The following is a 19920-nucleotide window of genomic DNA, read 5'->3' on the forward strand; positions in this document are numbered from 1 at the left end:
GTGTAGAGGGCTTGGTCCGCCCGTCGCAGGGGAGGGTGCACATGGGAAGCATGGGGAGCGGGAACCGTCGCGGAGCCACGGTGCGGAAGCTGTCGTGGGCGCTGGCGTTGTCCCTGACGACGCTGGGAATGGGCTGTGGCACGGGTGCCCCGGAGCCGGCTCCAGCCCCATTGGGCACGCAGGAGCAGGCGGCGTTGAGCTACAACCACCTGTCGTCCAATGGCTTGTCATTCAACGGGCTGTCGTTCAATGGCTTGTCAATCAACGGGCTGTCGCTCTCGGGCCTGTCTTCTCCCGCCTTCACGTCGTGGTTCGACCAGCAGCCGGCGCTGGCGGACGAGGTCATGCACTACATCGTCCGCTGCGCGGTGCCGCAGGGCCAATCGCGCACGTACACCCATCCCCTGACGAACAAGACCTACACCTGGCCGGGGCTCCTGGGGCTGACGCCGGGCTGGGCGGGGGGCGGCAAGGCGACGGTGGCCGAGCAGCAGCTCATCACCGCGTGCCTCGTGGCGCACACCAACCCATTGGGCGTGAGCGTGCCCATCTCCGTGCAGGGCCGCGACGCGCAGGGGCAGGTGATTCCCTGGTCCGCGGCGGAGCTGGCGGACTTCGCGCGGCCGGAGTCCTGCTTCTTCGGCAACGCCTTCCAGGGCCAGGGCCTCTACGCGGGCAGCCAGAACCCGCCGCTGAACCCGAACCAGAGCACCTCGCGCGCGTGCGCGGTGGTGGACGGCTCCGGGATGCCGCGCCGGATGTGCTCGCCCATCGTCTACGTGGGCAGCTGCGCATCGGCGTGCACGCCGGATGGCACGTCCGGGCTCTCCTTCTTGAGCTGCACGGCGAACGGCGTCAGCTTCCAGCCCCTCACCACGCGCGTGCGTGACGTGGACCTGGCCGTCTGCGGAGACGGCACCTGCCAGGTGACGGAGTCGTGCGGCACGTCCAACACGTATGCCGCGTGCGCGGCCGACTGCGGAGCGTGTCCCTGACGGGAGACGGCGCTTTTAGCCGGAGTGGGAGCCCAGGCCGGAGGCCGCTCCCGCGCGCAGCCGTTCGTGGAGCGCGTCGGTGAGCAGGTACCAGAACTGCACGTTGCCGAAGCTGAGGATGTCGCCGCCCCGGAGCGACACCTCGCGATGCCCGATGGTGCTGGCGTTGACGAAGGTGCCGTTGGTGGAGCCCAGGTCCCTCACGGTGCAGCGGGCTTCCGCGCGGCTCCACCGCAGCTCCGCGTGCTGCTTGGAGACGGAGCCGTCATCCAGCACCAGCTCGCAGTCCATCCTCCGGCCAATCCTGAGCGCGTCCGAGTCCTTGAGGGTGGGCAGGGTGGCGACGAGCAGGTCGTCGAACTCGAAGAGGAGGGAGAGCATGCCCTGTTCGATGTCGCCGGGATCCGCCATGCGGGTGGGGGCGAGCACGGCGGCGGACAGCTCCGCGGGCGGGCGCTGGACGAGGGCGAAGGGGCCCAGCTGGTGCTGGAAGGTCCCCACGGGGAGGGCGGCGGCGAGCGCGCGCATTTCACGGACGGACAGCACGGAGGGCAGCCTAACGGGTCGGCCGTCGGGCGCACAGCCGTTACCGGACGATGGGGCGACGGCTTTCGTTGACCCGCTTGTCACTCGTTCCCTACATTGGTTGTTTCCAGATGGAAGGAGCAGTTTCGATGAGCGGGAGCGACAACATCCCGATGACCCCCCACGGTCTGCGGAAGCTCAAGGACGAGCTGAAGCACCTCCAGTCCGTGGAGCGGGGAAAGATTTCGCGTGAGATCGAGGTCGCGCGCGCGCACGGCGACCTGCGGGAGAACGCCGAGTACCACGCCGCCAAGGAGAAGCAGTCGCACATCGAAGGGCGCATCCTCACGCTCAACGACTGGATTGCCCGCGCGGAGGTCATCGACACGGCGAAGCTGGGCGGCGACAAGGTCGTCTTCGGCGCCACCGTGGAGCTGGTGGACACGGAGAACGACAAGTCCATCTCCTACCGGCTGGTGGGCGAGACGGAGGCCGACCTGAAGAAGCGCTGGCTGGCCGTCACCTCGCCGGTGGCACGCGCCCTCATCGGCAAGAAGGTGGGCGATATCGCCACGGTGCAGAGCCCCGGCGGCGTGCGCGAGCTGGAGGTGGTGAAGGTCTGGTTCGAGGAGCCGCAGGACGACGCACCGCACGGCGAGGGGTGATGCCCGGTCGTCCGGGTGTCTTTCGGGGGAGTGGGCGCACGCTCGCTCCCCCGGTTTCGTTTCCCGCGCGGCGTCAGGCCCACTTCGTAGGATGGAGGCTGGAAATCGCGTGAACCACCCGCTCGCCAGCCTCGTCGGCCCGCTGAAGTACGCCTGTCAGCGCGACTTCGCCCAGCTCGGAACCGTCCGGGACCTGCGCACCCTGATGGAGCGCACCCTGGCCGCGGCCGGCGGCGTGGACGCGCGGGCGCTCGAGGACCTGCGGGCGGCCCTGCCGCACGTGGATCCCCCCGCGCCTCCGGAGCACCGCAAGGCGGCGCTGCGTCAGGTGTTGGGCGCGCTGAAGCTCAGCGGCGTGGCCCTGCCGGAGGAGCTGGAGCGGGTGGTCGTCACGGGGGAGATCAACGCCGTGGCGGCCCGAGTCCCGAGGGCGCCGGAGAGGGGGCACGTGCTGGAAGGGGAGCTGGTCCCCGCGCTGCCCCGTCGGCGGATGACGCCGCCCCAGGGGATGGCGGCGCCGCAGGGGAACACCGTGCCGGCCTGGCGCTCCCAGGATCCCGTGTCGACGCCGGGTGTCGGTGCGGTCCGCTCCGGACCCGTCGCGGCCCCGGGGGGCTCCGGCCGTGGGGCTTCCGCACGGGCTGCTTCGCCTGTGCAGGAACCGGGGATGCCTCGCGTGGCGCGGGTGGAGGGTGGTGGCGCCTCGGGCCGGGCTGCTGCTCCAGCGCTCCCGGGTGGGGCTGTGCCTCGCGCCTCGGGCACCATGGCGACCCGGGGCGTGCCGGGCGCTGCGCCTGTTCATGCGCCGGTGTCCCGCACGGGCGTCGGCGCGGACCCACGCAAGGTGGCCCCTCCCGCGGACGGTGAGGCTCCCGCCGAGAAGGGCAAGAAGAAGAAGAAGGCCAAGGCCGCGGGTGCGGAGGCGTCGCGCTCCGAGGCGAAGCTGCTCTCCATCGCGCCGCGCTCCGGCCCGCTGTCCGCGCCGCTCAAGACGCTGGGCAAGCGGCTGGGGCCGCGCCTCGTCGCCGTCCTGGACAAGAAGGGCCTGCGCCGCACGGGCGACATCCTGTTCCTGTTGCCACGCTGTTACGAGGACCGGCGCCGGCTGCGCACCATCGCGGAGCTCATCCCCGGCGAGCGCGGCGTGACGGTGGGCGTGGTGAAGACCGCGGACTTCGTGCCGGGACGCGGCGGCAAGCGCATGTTCCGCGCCGTCGTGGGGGACCGCTCCGGCAGCATCGCCGCGACGTACTTCCATGCGGGGCCGTGGCTCAAGAGCCGCTTCTCCGTGGGCAAGCAGCTGGTGCTGTCCGGCGAGGTGCGCGCCTCCATGAACGGCCGGGAGATGGCCCACCCGGAGCTGGAGCCCGCCGAGGACCTGGAGTCCACGGGCTCCGTCCACTTCCACCGCATCGTCCCCATCTACCCGGGCTTCGAGCGCGGTGAGCAGCGCTCGTTCCGGGAGCTGGCGGCGCGCATCAGCGAACAGCACGCGCATCACCTGGAAGAGCCCCTGCCCGCGGACCTGCGCCGCCGCTATCACCTGATGGGGCTGCCGGACGCGCTGCGCTTCATCCACTTCCCGCCCGAGGACGCGGACCTGGAGGCGCTGGACGCGCACCAGAGCCCCGCGCACCGCCGGCTCGCGTTCGACGAGCTGTTCTTCCTCCAGCTCGGCATGGCGCTCAAGCGTCAGGACGTGAAGGCGGAGGAGGGCATCGCCTTCAACGTCGCCCCGGAGCGCCTGGAGAAGGCCCGCGGCGCGCTGCCCTTCCAGCTCACTGGCGCCCAGGCGCGCGTGGTGGAGGACCTGGCCCGGGACATGGCGCGGCCGGAGCCGATGAGCCGGCTGGTGCAGGGCGACGTGGGCAGCGGCAAGACGGCCGTGGCGCTCGTGGCCGCCCTGGTCGCGTTGCAGGACGGCTACCAGGTGGCGGTGATGGCCCCCACCGAAATCCTGGCGGAGCAGCACGAGCGCACCTTCCGCCGCATCCTGGAGCCGCTGGGCTTCCGCGTGGGGCTGGTGAGCGCGGCGGGCACCGCGAAGCACAAGCGCGCCGTGCGCGAGGCCGTGGCGAAGGGCGAGCTGCACCTCGCGGTGGGCACGCACGCGCTGCTCGAAGGCGGCGTGTCCTTCCAGAGGCTGGGGCTCGTGGTCATCGACGAGCAGCACCGCTTCGGCGTGCTCCAGCGCCAGACGCTGATGGGCAAGGGCGTCATGCCGGACGTGCTGGTGATGACGGCCACGCCCATCCCGCGCACGCTCGCGATGACGCTGTACGGCGACCTGGACGTCTCCATCATCGACCAGCTCCCCCCGGGCCGCACGCCCATCAGCACGCGCGTCTTCAACAACCAGCATCGCGCGCGCGTCTACGAGGCGGTGGCGGCGGAGCTGGCCAAGGGCCACCAGGCCTACGTCGTCTATCCGCTGGTGGAGGAGTCGGAGAAGCTGGACCTGGAGGACGCCACGCAGGGCGCGGAGAAGTTGCAGCAGGTGTTCCCCACCGCGCGCGTGGGCCTGCTGCACGGGCGCATGAAGGCGGAGGAGAAGGACGCCGTGATGGAGTCCTTCCGCGACAAGACGATCCAACTGCTCGTGTGCACCACCGTGGTGGAGGTGGGCGTGGACGTGCCCAACGCGTCCGTGATGGTGGTGGAGTCCGCGGAGCGCTTCGGCCTGTCGCAGCTGCACCAGCTCCGGGGCCGCGTGGGCCGCGGGGCCGCGGCCAGCTACTGCTTCCTCGTCGCGGGCGCCGCGCGCTCCTGGGAGTCCACCGAGCGGCTGGGCGTGATGGAGCGCAGCAGCGACGGCTTCGTCATCGCGGAGAAGGACCTGGAGATCCGCGGCCCCGGCGAGTTCCTGGGCACGCGGCAGAGCGGCCTGCCGGAGCTGGCCGTGGCCAACCTGGTGCGCGACGGCGACCTGCTGTCGCTCGCGCAGGCGGAGGCGCGGCGGATCATGGACCGCGACCCGAAGCTCCAGGAGCCGGAGCACCAGGGGCTGGTGAAGGCGCTCGAGGAGCGGTGGGAGGGCCGGCTGGCGCTTGCCCGCGTGGGGTAGGAACGGGGAGGCCGGGGCCTGGCCGTCGGGTTGCTTCCGACTGGCGTGATGCTTACGGTTTTCGTCGGAGGACCACAGGGGAAAGTGCCATGGGAGACTGGGGCCGAGCGGAGTATCTGGCGCGCCAGGGCATCCGGGATCGACGGGTGCTCGCGGCCATCGCGAACCTGAATCGTGCGGACTTCGTGCCCGCCCACGAACGGGACGTGGCCTACCGGGACGTGCCGCTGCCCATCGGCTACGGGCAGACCATCAGCCAGCCCTACGTGGTCGCCCTGATGAGCGAGGCCCTGCAGCTGCGCGGCGGTGAGCGCGTGCTGGAGATTGGCACCGGGTCCGGCTACCAGACGGCGGTGCTCGCCCTGTTGGCCCGCGAGGTCTTCACGGTGGAGATCGTCCCGGAGCTGGCCCGGCCCGCCCGGCGCCTCCTGCACCGGCTGGGCTTCACCAACGTCTACTTCCGCGAAGGCGACGGAGCGCGGGGCTGGCCCGAAGGCGCGCCCTACGACGCCATCATCGCCACCGCCGCGCCCCCGGAGATTCCCCGCGAGCTCCTGCGGCAGCTCAAGCACGGCGGCCGCATGGTCATCCCCGTGGGGGCGGTGGACCAGGCGCAGGAGCTGCTGCGCATCCGTCGCGGTCAGCCCGGACTGCTGCCCCAGGTGGAGCGCCTGCTGCCGGTGCGCTTCGTCCCCATGACGGGCCAGGTGGCGCCGGTGAATTGAGCGGTGCGCTGGCGGGACCCCCTCCAGCGTACCCGCCCATTTCCCGGGTCGCGTTGCCGTGCGGGGAGGGGACCGATAACGTCCCGGCCATGATCATCTGCCCGGTCTGCGACCACGTGCAGTCGGAAGGCGAAGAGTGTGACGGCTGTGGCAAGCGCTTCCCCGGCCTCGTGGACACGCAGGAGCCCGTCGTCGTCCCCCTGCCGGAGCTGGAGCTGACGCACCACGCGGGAGGCCGCGTCGAGGTGCAGTCGGAGCCCCTGCCGGAGCTGGACCTGACGCGGCTGCGCTCGGGGCCGGACCTGCCGGCCATGTCGGTGCCCGACCTGGAGTTGACGAGCGCGGGCGCGACGGGCGAGGTGCCGGTCGCTCCCATGGTGGACCTGGACACGGGCCGCGCGCCGGATGACGGTGTGCGCACCGAAGCGCCTATGGGGGCGGTGACGTGCCGCTACTGTCGCCACGTGCAGGCCGAAGGGCTCTTGTGTGACGGCTGCGGCATGCGGCTGCCCCGTGCGCGCATGGCGGCGCAGGCGCCCGTGAAGGGCCGCGTGGCGGAGGGCGAGCGCGTCCCCTGTCCCTCCTGCCACACGCCGTCCTTCCCGGGCCGCGCGTGCGTGGCGTGCGGCACGAAGGTGCAGGTGGAGGCGTGACGGCCGCGGCGCTGAAGGCGGGCTACGCGTGCAGTGAAGGGTGCGGCTTCACGGCGTCCCTCTGGGAGGTCGTCTACCGCTGCCCCCGGTGCGAGGGCTTGCTGGAGGTGGCGCACGACGAGGCCGCCCTGCGCGCCATCCCCGCTGCCGAGTGGAAGCGCCGCTTCGAGTCCCGGTTCGCGACGTCGCGGCTGCCGGACGGCTCCGGGGTGTGGGGCAAGCGCGAGTGGGCGCTGCCCGAGCTGCCGGTGGAGGACATCGTCTCGCTGGGCGAGGGGCGCGTGCCGCTCAAGCCGCTGCCCCGGATGGCGGCGGAGCTGGGGCTGGGCTCGCTGATGTTGAAGGAGTGCGGCGTCTCCCCGACGGGCAGCTTCAAGGACTGGGGCATGACGGTCCTCGTGTCCGCGGTGAAGCACCTGCGCGCGCGGGGCACGCCCATCCGCGCGGTGGCGTGCGCGTCCACCGGGGACACGTCCGCGGCGCTGTCCGCATACGCGGCGGCGGCGGGCATCCCGGCGGTGGTGTTCCTGCCGAAGAACAAGGTGTCGCTCGCGCAGCTCGTGCAGCCCATCGCGAATGGGGCGCGGGTGCTGTCGCTGGACACGGACTTCGACGGCTGCATGAAGCTGGTGCAGGCGGTGACGGCGGACACGGGGCTGTACCTGGCGAACTCGATGAACTCGCTGCGCATCGAGGGCCAGAAGATGATCGCCGTGGAGCTGTGCCAGGACCTGGGCTGGGAGCCGCCGGATTGGATCGTCATCCCGGGCGGCAACCTGGGCAACGCGAGCGCCCTGGGTCGCGGCCTGGAGCTGATGCACACGCTGGGGCTCATCACCCGCCGGCCGCGCATCGCGGTGGCGCAGGCAGAGCGCGCCAACCCCCTGGCGCGCGCCTTCCGGGGCGGCTTCCAGGCGCTGACGCCGATGCAGGCGGAGGCCACGCTCGCGTCCGCCATCCAGATTGGCAACCCGGTGTCCTACCGCCGCGCGGTGAAGATGCTGCGCGCCTTCGACGGCGTGGTGGAGGAGGCGACGGAGTCGGAGCTGGCGAACGCGGCGGCCCGCGCGGACCGCGAGGGCACCTTCGCCTGTCCGCAGACGGGCGTGGCGCTGGCGGCGGTGGAGAAGCTGGTGGCCCAGGGCGTGATGGCGAAGGGTGCCAGCGTCGCGGTGGTGGCCACCGCGCACGGGCTGAAGTTCGCCGACTTCAAGGTGGGCTACCACCGGGGGACGCTGGCGGACGTGAAGTCCGCGCATGCGAACCCGCCGGTGGAGCTGCCCGCGGACCTGTCGTCGGTCCGCGCGGCCTTGAAGGACCTGGGCTGAGCCGGGGCTACTCCACCGCGAGCGGGACGCGCGACTCGATGGTGAGCCCGAAGCCGGAGAGGCCCCGGTAGGTCATGTCCGTGTTGGTCATCAGGCGCATGGCGCGCACGCCCAGGTCGGTGAGGATCTGGCAGCCCATGCCCACGTCGCGGGACTCGTGCGCGGCGCGGGTGGAGGCCGCGTTGCTGCCGTCGCCCGCGCGCTTGTGGTGGATGCCGAAGTCGTCGCCGTGCATGCCGGGCAGGTAGACGATGACGCCCGCGCCCGCCTTCGCGACGTGCTCCATCGCGCGATCCAGCAGCAGGTTGCACTTGCAATCCGGTGACCCGAACACGTCACCCATGGCGCACGCGGCGTGCAGGCGGACCAGGGGGGCGGGCTGCGCGTGCTCCGGGTCGCCCTTCACGAGCACCAGGGACTTCGCGCCGTCGGGCGTCCACGTGTACGTGAGGGCGGTGAACTCGCCGTGGCGGGTGTGGACGACGTCCTGGCCGGACTCGCGGCGCACCAGCCGGTCCTTGCGGCTGCGGTACTGGATGAGGTCCGCGATGGTGACGAGCGACAGCTGGTGCTCGCGCGCGAAGAGCTTGAGGTCCGGCATGCGCTGCATGGTGCCGTCGTCCTTCACGAGCTCGCAGAGGATGCCGGAGGGCTGGAGGCCCGCGAGCCGCGCCAGGTCCACGGCGGCCTCGGTGTGGCCCGCGCGGCGCAGCACGCCGCCCTCGCGGTAGCGCAGGGGGAAGATGTGGCCCGGGCGCAGGAAGTCGTCCGCGGTGCTGGCGGGGTCGGCGAGGGCGCGGATGGTCTTCGTGCGGTCCGACGCGGAGACGCCGGTGGTGGTGCCGTGGCGGAAGTCCACGGAGACGGTGAAGGCGGTGCGGTGGGACTCGGTGTTCTCCGCGACCATCTGGGGCAGGCGCAGCGCGTCCAGCCGTTCGGCGAGCATGGGCTGGCAGATGATGCCGCTGGTGTGGCGGACCATGAAGGCCAGCTTCTCGGGCGTGGCCAGCTCGGCGGCCATGATGAGGTCGCCCTCGTTCTCACGGTCCTCGTCATCGGCCACGACGACGCACTTGCCCGCCTGGATGTCGCGGATGGCCTCCTCGATGGTGTTCAACTCGGAGTCTTGGCTCATGGCGGGGACGCTCACCCTGGTGACCGCGTGGAGGGGCATGGTGCGCGGCATGTAACGCGGGGGGGGTGGGGTGGCAAGCCATGCCCGTGAACCGGGCGTGCGTCCGGACAATGGCTGGGATGAGTGGAACCTGTGACGGGGCGTCCGGGTCGGCCTTCCCGGGCGGCCGTCCACTCGACGGCCTGGGGCCCGTGATGTAGGGTGTTTGGCTCCGTGAGCGCAGACCAACTGGAAAAGCGGGCCCGGTTCGACCAGCTGCAGGAAAGCCTGGCCACCCGGCAGAGCACGACACACTTCACCCACGCGGGTGTCTCCGTCATCGCCTTCATGCTGATTTCGGGCGCGGCGGGGAAGCTGTTCTACGACTCGTTGCGCACCCCGTTCCTCGCCTGGGGTGCCACGACGTTGGCGCTGGGGCTGCTCGCGTACGCCTTCGTGAGCTACCGCAAGGGCCGCGTGGTGCTGACGGACGAGCTCCAGCGCTATGAGACGCTGCTGGCGCTGCGCCACGAGCTGCACCTGGACAACCCCGCCGCGCTGCTGCCCCGGTGAGCGCCGCCCGGAAGGCCGCCCGCGCGGGGCGGTTCATCGTGCTGGAGGGGCTGGACGGAGCGGGCACCACCACCCAGACGGAGCGGCTGGCCGCGGCGCTGCGGGCGGACGGGCACGCGGTGGTGACCACGCGTGAGCCCTCCGACGGGCCCGTGGGCACCCAGCTGCGGCAGGCGCTGACGGGACGGCTGGGGCTGCCGCACGGCCGGGGGCCCCTGGCGCCGGAGACGCTGGCGCTCTTGTTCGCGGCGGACCGGACGGATCACCTGCACGCGCGGGTGCTGCCGGCGCTGGAGGAGGGCAAGGTCGTGCTGTGCGACCGCTACGTGCTGTCCTCGCTGGCGTACCAGGGTGCGAGCCTGCCCATGGCGTGGGTGGACACGGTGAACGCGCACGCGGTGTCGCCGGACCTGACGCTGTTCGTCGGCGTGGATCCGAAGGTCGCGGCCCGGCGCCGGGCGTCACGCGGTGGGCCCGCGGAGCTGTTCGAGGCGGACGAGGCCCAGCGGCGGATCGCGAAGCAGTACCTGAAGGCGATTGCGCTCCGGGAGAAGCGCGAGCGCATCGTTCGCATCGACGGTGAGCTGTCTGTCGAAGCCGTGACGGATGCGTGTTTGATGGAAGTGCGGCGGGTGCTCGCGCGCAAGCGCTGAGCCCTGCTCGGAGTCTTCCTCGGGATGCAGCGGCGGTTGCCCCGCCCTTGAAATGCCGTCGGGTCCCCGGGTGCCAGCCACCCCGAACTCGCCGAGCTCTGGCTTCAGGCGGCCTTCCAGGCGTCCGCGGCGGGCAGCGGCGTTCCGAGCGGCACCCTGGCCAGGAGCGGGACGAACTCAAGCGCGGGGAGTGGAGGAAGCGCCTCCAGCTCCGCCACCCTCAACAGGGCCAGCCCGTCCACATAGAGTTTTCCCGTCGTCGCTCCCACCTCGGCATCGAAGTCGAGCCGACGGCGGTACTCACCGAACTCCCTTTTCCGCTCGCGAAGGAGCGCCACAAACGCGGCCTGGAAGCTGTCGGCGTCCTTGTCGAGCAGGGCCTGGCAGGCCTCGCGCCGTGGATCGGCTCCACCCTCCAGGACCTCTTCCCAGCGCGCCAGCACGCGGCGCAGCGCGTCCGGGTCTCGGGGGGGCCCCAGCAGTTGGTGGAGGAAATGCGAGAAGAGGAAGTCCTCCTCGTACTCCACACCCTCGAGGTATCGGCGCGTCGACAGATGTCCAATGGCTCTCGCAGTCACGAGGTCCCCCGCGGCCAGCGCATCACTGAAGCCGATGTTGTCGCTGCCCGGCAGTCGTTCGGGTGGAAGAGGCAGCGTCCCAGCGAGCGTCAGGAGGTGGAGCCGGGCCTGCCCCGCCTTGCAGAGCAGTCCGGCAAACGCCTCTACGTCAGCCTCCTGCAACAGCGAGCAGATGCCCAGTACCCGGTATGCCACGCAGACATTCGAGACGTGATCGGCCTGGTCCTCGTCCTGGCGCAGCCTCCTCTCCAGGCTGGAGCGAAGGGTGAGGGACATGTTGTACCGGGCGACGTCCACGTAGTCATGGCTCATAGGGTGATTTCCACCTCGGAACCCACGGGGTGCCAGGTGATGCCCGTGACGCCTTCCTTCTCCAGCTGCGCCTTGAGATCCTTCCGGACGAGCATCAGCCGGGGAACCGCGGAGGTGCGGAAGAGCTTCACCTCAGGGGCGAGCGTGTCCTCCTTCAGGACCAGGCGCCGCAGGTACATGAAGCGCTCGGGCTTCAGCGCATCCCGGTCTCCCTCTGAGCGGTCCATGTCTACGCAGTCCTGCATGCCAATGACGTTCGCGATATAGCAATCCTCGCTCGCGACACGTCCGCGATGGTTCAACAGCACGAACCGCAGGAACTCGATGTCGGCGCCGGAATGCTGCTCCAGGAGCTCCTTCATCCGTTTCGACACCATGAAGTAGTTCACGGCGTTGGCAATGACATCCGCGATCTTCAGCCCAGGTTCCTGTTTCGTCATGCTGAACCGCAGCCCGTCCGGGAACTCGCTCCCCATGCGGATGCCGCGCGCGGGCTTGTGGATCATCGGCATCCCTTCCGGGAGGCTGAAGATGGCGCAATATCCGTCGAGCACCGTCCACTCCAGGATGAAATATTCGCTCATTCCCGTGTCAGTCGTTTCCATTTCCGAGTCCGCCACCCTGTCTACGTCTTGAAGATGTTGTTGATCTTGGCCGCAGCCTTCTGGGCAACCGCAGTCTTTCGCCCGACATTGACAAGGACCCCGTAGGTGTTGTCCTCCCAGGTCTCGATGTTGGTGCGAACGCCGTCCACATTGTCCGGCGTGATTTCGTGCTCTTCTTTGGTCTCGGACAGTAACTGCTTGTAGCTGGTGAGGAGATTGATGCACGACTGATTGTACGCGCGATGCCAGCCCTTGTGCTTCGGCAGCATCAGCGCAAAGGCTGCATCCTGGGTGATGGGCAGGATGATGATGTTCTTGCCTGCATTGATGTTGTAGCCGGCGGCCTGGAGCACCTCCGCCTCCTTCTCCTTCAATGCCTCGGAGATGGCCTCCTCCGGCATGATGTGGTGGTACTCGTGACCGAAGGGGAGGTGGCCGACCTTATAGTTCTGGCCTTCGAGGTGCCACGCCCTGGCATTTTGGCGCGGGTCGGTATTCCGGTGGACCTTGCGGGGCAGTCCCAGTTCCTTCTCTGCTTTGGGCTGTCGGCCGGTGGAGGAGAAGGTCTGCATCTGGGGCGGAAGGCGCGCCCGCGGATTCTTGTCGATGGAGGTGCCTTCGGGATGGGTCTGGGTGAAGTCGTATTCGTAGAGGGAGCGCTTCGACGTGGCCGTGCCCTTCACGGACTCGCTCAGAATGGCATTGTAGCCATTGGGCTTGTAGGCGCAGTTGGGATAGGTCGGCTTGTCGAACGCGACCTCGTGCTTGTTCACGCAGCCCTTCTCGTTCTTGTGGTCCTTGAGCTTCGAGAGTGCGACGTGCTTGCCGGTCGTCATCTACTTCCTCCCGTCTTCGAATGACTGCCTGTTCGGAGCCCTGACGTAGAAAGCGCCCCGGCTTCCGTCATCTCCCGCGGTCCAGACGAGGACGCCTCGGGTCGCGGCATAACCGCGGGCGAATGCCCGGACGGCCATGCAGAGCCCGACGAGCCCGGTCGCGGCTCCGATTTCCCCAAAGCTCAGGGCAGGGTACCACTCGCGTGCATCGCCCAGGTTCAGGTCTCGGAGGCGAACAAGCGCCGTGCCCCAGTCCTGGGCCCGGTAGGCATCCCCATTCAGGGCTGCGATGACCAGCCCGGTCTCTCTTCCCTTATCCGGGAGGGCTTCCAAGGTGGTCCGGACGCATCGGGACAACGCCTGCCCCATGGCGGGCTGTCGAGACCGGCGATGGAAGGGCTCGGCCTCGGCCCGGTGGGCCTCGATGTAGGCTTCAATTCGGGCGCCCCGGCGGGTGGCCAGTGCAGGCAGCTCGAGGGTCACGAAGGCGGCAGCCTCCCCCGGCAGGACACCCGTGGGGCGCTCCGGGCTTTTGAGAAGACCGAGCTGATCCAGGGCCCACGTGACCTGGGGCTCCACCAGACTCTCCAGGCCGCCGATGATGCAACGGTCGACCTGCCCGGAGTGGAGCCGCAGGGTGGCCTCATTCAAAGCCTCAAAGAGGCCGGCCTCACCGAACACCACACTCTGGAAGCGGGGCAGGGTGCTGGGCTTCAGGTGCTTGAGAAGGGTGGGCAGCAGCCGCGTCGAGTAGACCTCGCGTCGCGCCTCATATTCCTCAGGGAGCTGCCCTTGTTCCTCCAGCAACTGGCGGTGGACGTCGCTCGGGGCGATGACAAAGAGCGCGCACCGCGAGAGGTCGTCCATTTCCACACTTCGTGCAAGGTCTCCAAGCGCGGCCGCCGCCAGCGCGGCGAACCGACCGAGCCCGGTAGCGCCCCCAGTCACCCAGGGGATGGAGTGCCCCTGTGCGGGTTGACCGTAGCCACCCTCAGGGTCGAACAGCCGGGGCTCATCGAGCGGAGCAATGCGCACGATGCCCGCCCTGCTGGCTGCGCACGCGTCCACCACGCCGTTCCCGAGCGCCGAAATCATCCCGATTCCCGTGACGGCAAGCATTGAATTCCCCCGACTCGTCAAACAGCCATCCCAGGAAGACCGCACGCGAATCCGGGTGCTCTCTCCTGGTTGAATGACGTCTGCGGATGAGGAGGCAGTATAGTGCAAGCCCCCTCTTCTCGGCCTGGGTATCGCGCTCTTTTCCTGCATGGCCTTCTCTCCGATCGCGGAGGCGAAGAGCGTCTCTTTCTTTGGCGATGCATGGGAGGTGCGCAGCGGTCAGGGCGGCCCGGATCCTACTGCCTGGGACGATCGCAACGTCTGGGTCGATGCGAACGGCGACCAGGAGCCAGCGCGATCCTGCATGGCTGGAGTCGCACTGCAAGGCCTCGAAGATGTCCAGCACCGTGGCGACGAACGCGTCTTCGCCATTCGAGGACAGGAACTCGTCGGATCCAGAAACCCGCGCTGGATCGGTAGCGTCAGTCCCTCGACCCCTGATTCCTTGCCAGGGGGCGCCCCGCGCTCAACCCATCAGCCGGTTCAGGCTCAAATCGAGCTGGCTGTTGACCAGTCCCAGCAGGCTGTCCAGCGCGGCGTCGTCTGGCTTCAGGCGTCCGGCCAGCTCCGCGCGCAGGAGCTTGAGCAGCCGCTCGCGGGACTGGAGGACCCGGCGCGCCACGCCGGAGCGGGATTCGCCATACATCGTCGCGAGCCGGTCCATCGTGAAGCCGTGCAGGTGGTGCAGCCTCAAGAGCGTGCGCTCGCGCGGGGGCAGGGCGGTCAGGACCTTGCGGAGCACGTCCACCAGCAACTCGCGCAGGTCCTTGCGCAGCAGGTCGTGCTCCGGGTCCCCCGTGGACAGCAACTGCACGAGCGTCTCGGGAGGCTCGTCGTACAGCTCCTGGCGCGCGTCCCGGGTCTTGAGCTGACTGGCGATGCGCGCGGTGGAGATGACCACCCACGCCAACAGCGCGCCCCGGCCGGAGTACGTGAGGATCCTGGGCGGCTCACCGCCAGAACCCATCAACAGCCGCTCGCGCAGCAACTGGAGCGCTTCGTCCACCTGGGTGCGTGGCATGGAGGCGAGCCGGGAGGGCACCTGCTGGAGCAGGTGTTGCTCGAAGGCGCGCAGGGCGGCGGGGTGGCCCTCGCCACAGGCACACGCGAGGTACAGGTCCGCGGCCTGGCAGTCGCGCAGTACGTCCCGCGCCCCTGTTTCCGGGAGGTGCAGCGCCAGGTGCCGCACGAAGGACTCCGTGGAGAGCGCCACCGTGGGCCACGCGTTCCGCGCTGCCGTGAGGTGGTCACGCAGCAGCGCCTCCAGGCCGTCCACTCCGTCCAGCTGCGCGCGTCGCTCCGGGGGCACGTGCCTGCGCAGCAGCGCGGCCAGACCTTCTGCTTCCACGGAGCCGCTCATCTGCGTGCCTCACGTCGCTGCCAGGCGTGGACCTGATCCAGGTCCCTCTGCGCCTTCACGCCCAGGGCTGTCAGCTTGACGCGGGCCTCCTCCGCCAGGGCGGCTGCGCGCACGGGGTCGGGGTTCGTGCGCTTCTCGCTGAGCGCTCGGGCCAGCAGGAAGGACGTCCAGCCCGCGAGCATCGGCTCTCCGGTCGTTTGCTGTAGAACCTGGCGTGCGCGCTCCAGCAGGGGTTCCGCTTCCTCTGGAGCCTTCTGGGCCAGCAGCGCCTCTCCAATGCAGGAGCAATCCGCTCCGATCATCTGGGACTGCGGCGACAACCTCCGCTCGTCAATCCTCAACGCGTGCTTGCAATGGTCAAGCGCTTGTCGCGCATTTCCCTCTGCCATTGCGACATCGGCCAGGTAATGGTCAACGATCGCCGCGCCGAGACTGTCGGGGCCCTCCTCCTTCTCCAGGATCTTCAGCGCTGCCAGCAGGTCCTTCCGGGCCTCGGCGGTGCGTCCCAGCTTGAGCAGGATCCGCCCGCGGGATCTCAGGATGCTCTGGGCACGTGGCGTCTCCGGTCCAAGATGGCGCCGGATCCGCTCCAGGCCGTCTGTTGCCAGTCGCAAGGCCTCGTCAAACCGGCCCGCGTCATGTTCCACCAGTGCCAGCTCCTCCAGCATCACGGCCACATGGGGATGGTCAGGTCCATAGGTGCGTTCCAGGATGCCACGCGCCCGCTCCAGGCTCCGCCGCGCCTCATCGAGCTGGCCCTTGCCACGCAGCGCTGTGCCCAGGTTCCCCAGCGAGTTCGCGAGACCCACGTGCTCCGGCAGGTGGGCCGCGTCGGTGATCTTGAGGATGCGGCGCCAGAGGGCGATGGCCTCGTCGAGCTGCCCCAGATTCATGTAGGCCCCGGCGAGGCTGTTGAGCGTGGAAGTGAGGTGGGGGTGCTCGGGGCCCAACTGGCGCTCGCGCAAGGTCAGGACCTGACGATGCAGGGCCAATGCCTCCTCGGACCGGTTCTGGCGGGAGTAGACGCGACCCAGGTTGTGCATGAAGTGGGCTGTGCGCAGGTCGTCCTCGCCGTAGGTCTTCCGCGCAAGCTCCAGCCCTTGGGTGAGCTCCACCTCCGCCCGCTCCAGCTTGCCCTGCTGGATCAGCGCCGCTCCCAGAAACAGGTGCAGGTCCATGGTGACGGCGGGAAAGCGCTCGGGCCCCAGTCGCGTCACCGCTGCCTGGGCGTGCTGGATGATCCGCTCCACGTCCGCGGCGCGAGCCTGCAGATCGCCCACGACCCAGACGAGGACGCTCCACGCGCGCGCCGCCGTCTCGTCATCGTGCCCGGACTCGGCGGCGAAGACGGCCTTGTAGAGGTGGTCCTCGGCTTCCTTGTGCTTGCCGTCCTGCGCGAGCAGGTTGCCATGGGCGAGCAGCACCTCCGCCTCCAGTGGCCGGAAGTCGAGCCCCTTGATCTCCCCGAGGAGCGCCGTCGTCAGCGCGAGGCCCTCGGGGTAGCGGCCCGCTTCGAGCGAGGCCTGCGCCTGCGTGAGCTTGCGCCGGGCGTCATCCACCCGCGCCGCGAGCGCATCTGGAGGCTGGGGACGAGAGGAGAGCGCTGAGGTGTCCTTGCACCCGGTCAGCCCCTCCAGCGAGGCGGCCAGTTTTTGCGCGTTCTGCACCGTCCGCGCATCCGCCTTCTCCAGCACCTCGGCGACGGCGGCGAACTGCCAGAGCCGGGCATCCAGGCACGTCTCCGTCTGCCAGGCCATGCTCATGTCATCCATTGTCGCGGAGAGGCAGGCCTCGGTGCGCAGCGTGCGCCACTGGGTTGCATGTGCATCCAGCGTGGCGGCCAGCGTGTCCCAGGCCTTCGCGGCGTACGGCACGCCCGTGGCGAGGAAGGCCGCGTGGATCCGCTCGCGCCGCGCGGGGCCCCACGCCCCGGCGAGCTTCGCCACCTCCTGCTCGCAGCGCGTCTGTTGCCGGGGTGCAAGGCCATACACGAGCACCCCCACCAGCAGCGAGGCCACGACCGCGGTCGCCACCCACACGAGCTCGCGCCGCGACGGCGGGGTGAGCGCCGTCAGCAGCGCCTCCATGGAGGCGAAGCGCTCCTCGGGCCGGGCTCGCAGGCCGCGCAGCACCGCGCGCCGCACCCGGGCCGGCACCTTCACGTCACGCCGCGGGGGCCGCACGCGGCCTTCCTCCGCGGCGCGGGCCATCTCCTCCAGCGTGTCGCCCTCGAAGGGACGCACGCCGAAGAGGGCCTCATACAGCGCCACGCAGAAGCTGAACTGATCCGACAGCGCGTCCGCCCGTTGGCCCTTCACCAGCTCTGGCGCCATGTACGCGGGCGTCCCGAGCAGCACGCCCGTCCGGGTGAGCGGGCTCAGCGTGGACATGGGGGCCTTCGGCTCCACCCGCGCCGCCAGCCCCTGCTCACGGTTGAGGGGACGGGCCATGCCGAAGTCGGTGACCCACACCCCGCCGTTCTTCCCGACGAGCACGTTCGCCGGTTTGAAGTCGCGGTGCACCAGCCCCGCCGCGTGTGCGGCCGCGAGCCCCCGGCCCGCGTCCTGGAAGACACGCACCACGTCTGCCCATGCGCGCGGCGTCTGGAGCCAGCCCCCGAGCGTGGTGCCATCCACCAGCTCCATGGCCAGGAAGACGCAGTCCCCATACGTCCCCACGTCGTAGAGCGTGACGACGTGCGGATGGGACAGTCGCGCCAGCGCCTGCGCCTCCAGCAGCAGCCGCCGCTGCAACTCCTCCACGTGGCGGCCCCCCGGGCGCACCACCTTGAGGGCCACCTGCCGATCCAGCTCCGGGTCATAGGCGGCGTACACCACGCCCATGGCCCCGGCGCCCAACCGCTCCAGCACCACGTACCGGGAGAGGGTGGCCCCCCGGGTCAGCGGGGGCGGGCTCGGCTCCGGGGCCGCGTCCCCGGGGAGGGCGCCGTTGCCCACCGCCAGCACCCACTGACAGTCCGCGCAGCCTTCCAGGTGCGCCACGACGCGCGCACGGACCTCCTCGGAGAGCCGCCCCCCCAGGAAGTCGCTCAGTACCGTTTCGTCCGGGCACTCCATCATTGCGGGGAGAGTCTACCAGGACTCCCCGCGATCCCCGTGAGGGTTGCTTTCTCTCCCGGTGCGCCCCGGGCGGTGGGGCGCACCGAGCGAGTCAGGCGCGCACGCCTCCGCCATAGCGGCCGGCGGACAGCTGCTTGTTGAGGGCCGCGGAGCTGGGAGCCGCGCCCAGGCCCGCGGTGCCGCTGACGGTGCCCGCGACGGCGCTGCCCATGGCCGTGCCCGGGCCCGTGCCCCAGTCGCGGAGGGCGGTGGCGGCATCCTTCGCGCTCCCCTTGAACGAGTAGAGGGGGGTGTCGGAGACATCGCGGGTCTTCGCGGAGAAGTCCGCCTTGACGCCGGTGCCCATGATCTTGAACTCGGGCGCCGCGCTCACGCCCTCGCTCTTGTACTGCGTGACGGTCGCCTCCACCTGCGAGACATCGCTGCTCGCCGCGGCGGCCGTGCCGAAGTCGCCGTGGAGCGCGGCGTCGAACACCTTGGCGTCGAGGGCGTCGAGCGCCTGGCCGGCGTTCATCTTGATGGCGAACGTGCCCTCCACGCCGCCCGCGACGACGTCCCCGGCCTTTCCTTCCGCCTGCACCTTCACGGTGGCGGTGGTCTCGAGCGAGCGCAGCTGCTGCTTGCCCACGTCGGCCAGCGCTCCCACGGGATCCTGGACGAGCTTGAGCGGATCCACGTTGCCCGGCATGTCCACCTTCGTCTCGATGGTGAGCGAGCCCTGGATGCTCCCGGAGAGCTCCTGGCCGAACATGCTGTTCTTCTGCGCACCGCTCTTCGTCTGGCCTCCGGGAAGGCCGGCCTCGGCCCCCGCGGACACGCTCCCGGAGATCTCTTCCTTGATGATCAGGGAGGGCTTGCGGTCGGCATCGAACTCGATGCGCGCCGCGACCTTGAGCTCCACGCCCCCTTCGGCGAACGCGCCCACGTCCGCCGCGCCCCGGACGCCCGCGCCCGCCTCTGCGGCGAGCTTCGCGGCCGCGTCGCCGCGCACCTCGACGGCGGAGACGTGCTTCATGGAGAACTCGAGGTCCTTGGCATCGGGCGCCCCCAGCAGCGCGCTGCCCGGCCCGGTCGAGCGCACGAGCGTGTCCATGGCCCGCTTCGCCTCTTCGGCGGAAGCGAACTTCATCTCCACCTTCGCGCCGACGCCGGCGGTGGCCTCGCCCTCGACCTTGGCCCTCGCACCCACGCTCCCGCCGACCATGCCGTACAGGCCGGCGCCCAGCTCGCCATCGGCGGACACGATGTACTCGCCATTGTCATTGCGCGTGCACTCGAGCTCCGCCTTCGCGTAGGCCTTGCCGGTCTCGACGCTGACGTCGCCTCCCACGTGGAGGGTGTACGTGTCGCCGGGCCCGAGGTCGTCGATGCGCTCCTTGTAGTCGACGGCCCCCGTCCACTCCTCGACCTTGCTCTTGATCGCGTCGACGGCGTTGCCGCCTTCCTCCACCACCTTGTCCTTCACCTCGACGACCGTGTTCTTCACGTCGCTCGCGAGCTCCTTGCCCTCCTCCACGACCTTGTTCTTCACCTCGACGGCCTTGTTCTTCACGTCGCCCACGAGGTCCTTGCCCATGTCGCCGGCCTTGCCCAACCAGCTCTTCGGCTTCGGCTTCGGAGCGGCTGCCTTCTGCTCGGCGGGCTTCTCCTCGGGGGCAGGAGGAGGCGGAGGCGGCTGGAGTTCGACGGCCGGACGGCCTCCCGACGGGCGCGTCTTCTCGAAGCCGTCTCGGAC

The 19920-nt window shown here is 70.0% G+C and carries 16 protein-coding genes and 1 pseudogene; 8 read left to right on the forward strand and 9 right to left on the reverse strand.

The genetic code is table 11. The annotated features are described in order from the left end of the window. Window positions 1-41: 41 nt before the first annotated feature. Complete coding sequence (locus tag D7V97_RS20850; protein ID WP_120612406.1) at window positions 42-995, forward strand: hypothetical protein; 954 nt, start codon at window positions 42-44, stop codon at window positions 993-995. A 15-nt stretch (window positions 996-1010) separates the two neighbouring features. On the opposite strand, the gene D7V97_RS20855 is transcribed toward D7V97_RS20850, so the two are convergent. Next, window positions 1011-1541 carry an FHA domain-containing protein gene (locus D7V97_RS20855; RefSeq protein ID WP_120612407.1) on the reverse strand — a complete coding sequence of 177 codons (531 nt, stop codon included), beginning with the start codon at window positions 1539-1541 and terminating at the stop codon, window positions 1011-1013. Window positions 1542-1669: 128 nt separating this feature from the next. Here D7V97_RS20855 and greA point away from each other — a divergent pair, with 128 nt between their 5' ends. From greA to thrC, 5 genes are all read left to right on the forward strand, one after another. Continuing rightward, entirely contained in the window at window positions 1670-2185 is a 516-nt protein-coding gene (greA, locus tag D7V97_RS20860) for a transcription elongation factor GreA (RefSeq protein ID WP_120612408.1), read from the forward strand. Window positions 2186-2294: 109 nt separating this feature from the next. Beyond that, the gene (recG, locus tag D7V97_RS20865) at window positions 2295-5249 is read left to right on the forward strand and encodes an ATP-dependent DNA helicase RecG (protein WP_120612409.1); all 2955 of its coding nucleotides are present in this window, start codon (window positions 2295-2297) and stop codon (window positions 5247-5249) included. 89 nt (window positions 5250-5338) lie between these two features. After that, entirely contained in the window at window positions 5339-5974 is a 636-nt protein-coding gene (locus D7V97_RS20870; protein ID WP_120612410.1) for a protein-L-isoaspartate(D-aspartate) O-methyltransferase, read from the forward strand. An 89-nt stretch (window positions 5975-6063) separates the two neighbouring features. After that, window positions 6064-6627 carry a hypothetical protein gene (locus D7V97_RS20875; protein ID WP_120612411.1) on the forward strand — a complete coding sequence of 188 codons (564 nt, stop codon included), beginning with the start codon at window positions 6064-6066 and terminating at the stop codon, window positions 6625-6627. Then, window positions 6624-7955, forward strand: coding sequence for a threonine synthase (gene thrC, locus D7V97_RS20880; protein ID WP_120612412.1), 1332 nt, complete (start codon window positions 6624-6626; stop codon window positions 7953-7955). Before D7V97_RS20875 ends, thrC begins: the two co-directional genes overlap by 4 nt. Window positions 7956-7962: 7 nt before the next feature. Here the strand turns inward: thrC and ribB are convergent, their stop codons facing one another. Further along, on the reverse strand, window positions 7963-9090 hold the full coding sequence (gene ribB, locus D7V97_RS20885; protein ID WP_120612421.1) for a 3,4-dihydroxy-2-butanone-4-phosphate synthase: 1128 nt from the start codon (window positions 9088-9090) through the stop codon (window positions 7963-7965). A gap of 213 nt (window positions 9091-9303) precedes the next feature. On the opposite strand from ribB, the gene D7V97_RS20890 reads away from it, so the two are divergent. Together D7V97_RS20890 and tmk are read left to right on the forward strand one after the other, a co-directional pair. After that, on the forward strand, window positions 9304-9642 hold the full coding sequence (locus tag D7V97_RS20890; protein ID WP_199728886.1) for a hypothetical protein: 339 nt from the start codon (window positions 9304-9306) through the stop codon (window positions 9640-9642). Continuing rightward, on the forward strand, window positions 9639-10295 hold the full coding sequence (gene tmk, locus D7V97_RS20895) for a dTMP kinase (protein WP_120612414.1): 657 nt from the start codon (window positions 9639-9641) through the stop codon (window positions 10293-10295). The genes D7V97_RS20890 and tmk overlap by 4 nt, the downstream gene beginning before the upstream one ends. 104 nt (window positions 10296-10399) lie before the next feature. Here the strand turns inward: tmk and D7V97_RS20900 are convergent, their stop codons facing one another. From D7V97_RS20900 to D7V97_RS44735, 7 genes and pseudogenes are all read right to left on the reverse strand, one after another. Then, window positions 10400-11185, reverse strand: a complete 786-nt coding sequence (locus D7V97_RS20900; protein ID WP_120612415.1) for an immunity 49 family protein — start codon at window positions 11183-11185, stop codon at window positions 10400-10402. Then, window positions 11182-11805, reverse strand: a complete 624-nt coding sequence (locus D7V97_RS20905) for a DUF1629 domain-containing protein (protein WP_147444904.1) — start codon at window positions 11803-11805, stop codon at window positions 11182-11184. Before D7V97_RS20905 ends, D7V97_RS20900 begins: the two co-directional genes overlap by 4 nt. A gap of 5 nt (window positions 11806-11810) precedes the next feature. Beyond that, window positions 11811-12626 (reverse strand): AHH domain-containing protein, encoded by an 816-nt coding sequence (locus D7V97_RS20910; RefSeq protein WP_120612417.1) that lies wholly within the window; start codon window positions 12624-12626, stop codon window positions 11811-11813. Beyond that, a complete protein-coding gene (locus D7V97_RS20915; protein WP_120612418.1) occupies window positions 12627-13745 on the reverse strand; it encodes a hypothetical protein in 1119 nt (372 codons plus the stop codon). It lies immediately after the preceding gene. Window positions 13746-14211: 466 nt separating this feature from the next. Next, entirely contained in the window at window positions 14212-15105 is an 894-nt protein-coding gene (locus D7V97_RS20920; RefSeq protein WP_120612419.1) for a sigma factor-like helix-turn-helix DNA-binding protein, read from the reverse strand. Next, window positions 15102-18185, reverse strand: a complete 3084-nt coding sequence (locus D7V97_RS20925; protein ID WP_368668944.1) for a tetratricopeptide repeat protein — start codon at window positions 18183-18185, stop codon at window positions 15102-15104. Before D7V97_RS20925 ends, D7V97_RS20920 begins: the two co-directional genes overlap by 4 nt. Before the next feature lie 91 nt (window positions 18186-18276). Continuing rightward, window positions 18277-19920: pseudogene (locus tag D7V97_RS44735) on the reverse strand (hypothetical protein); the annotation flags it as partial.

The sequence above is a fragment of the Corallococcus sp. CA053C genome, from assembly GCF_003611675.1.
GTDB lineage: Bacteria > Myxococcota > Myxococcia > Myxococcales > Myxococcaceae > Corallococcus.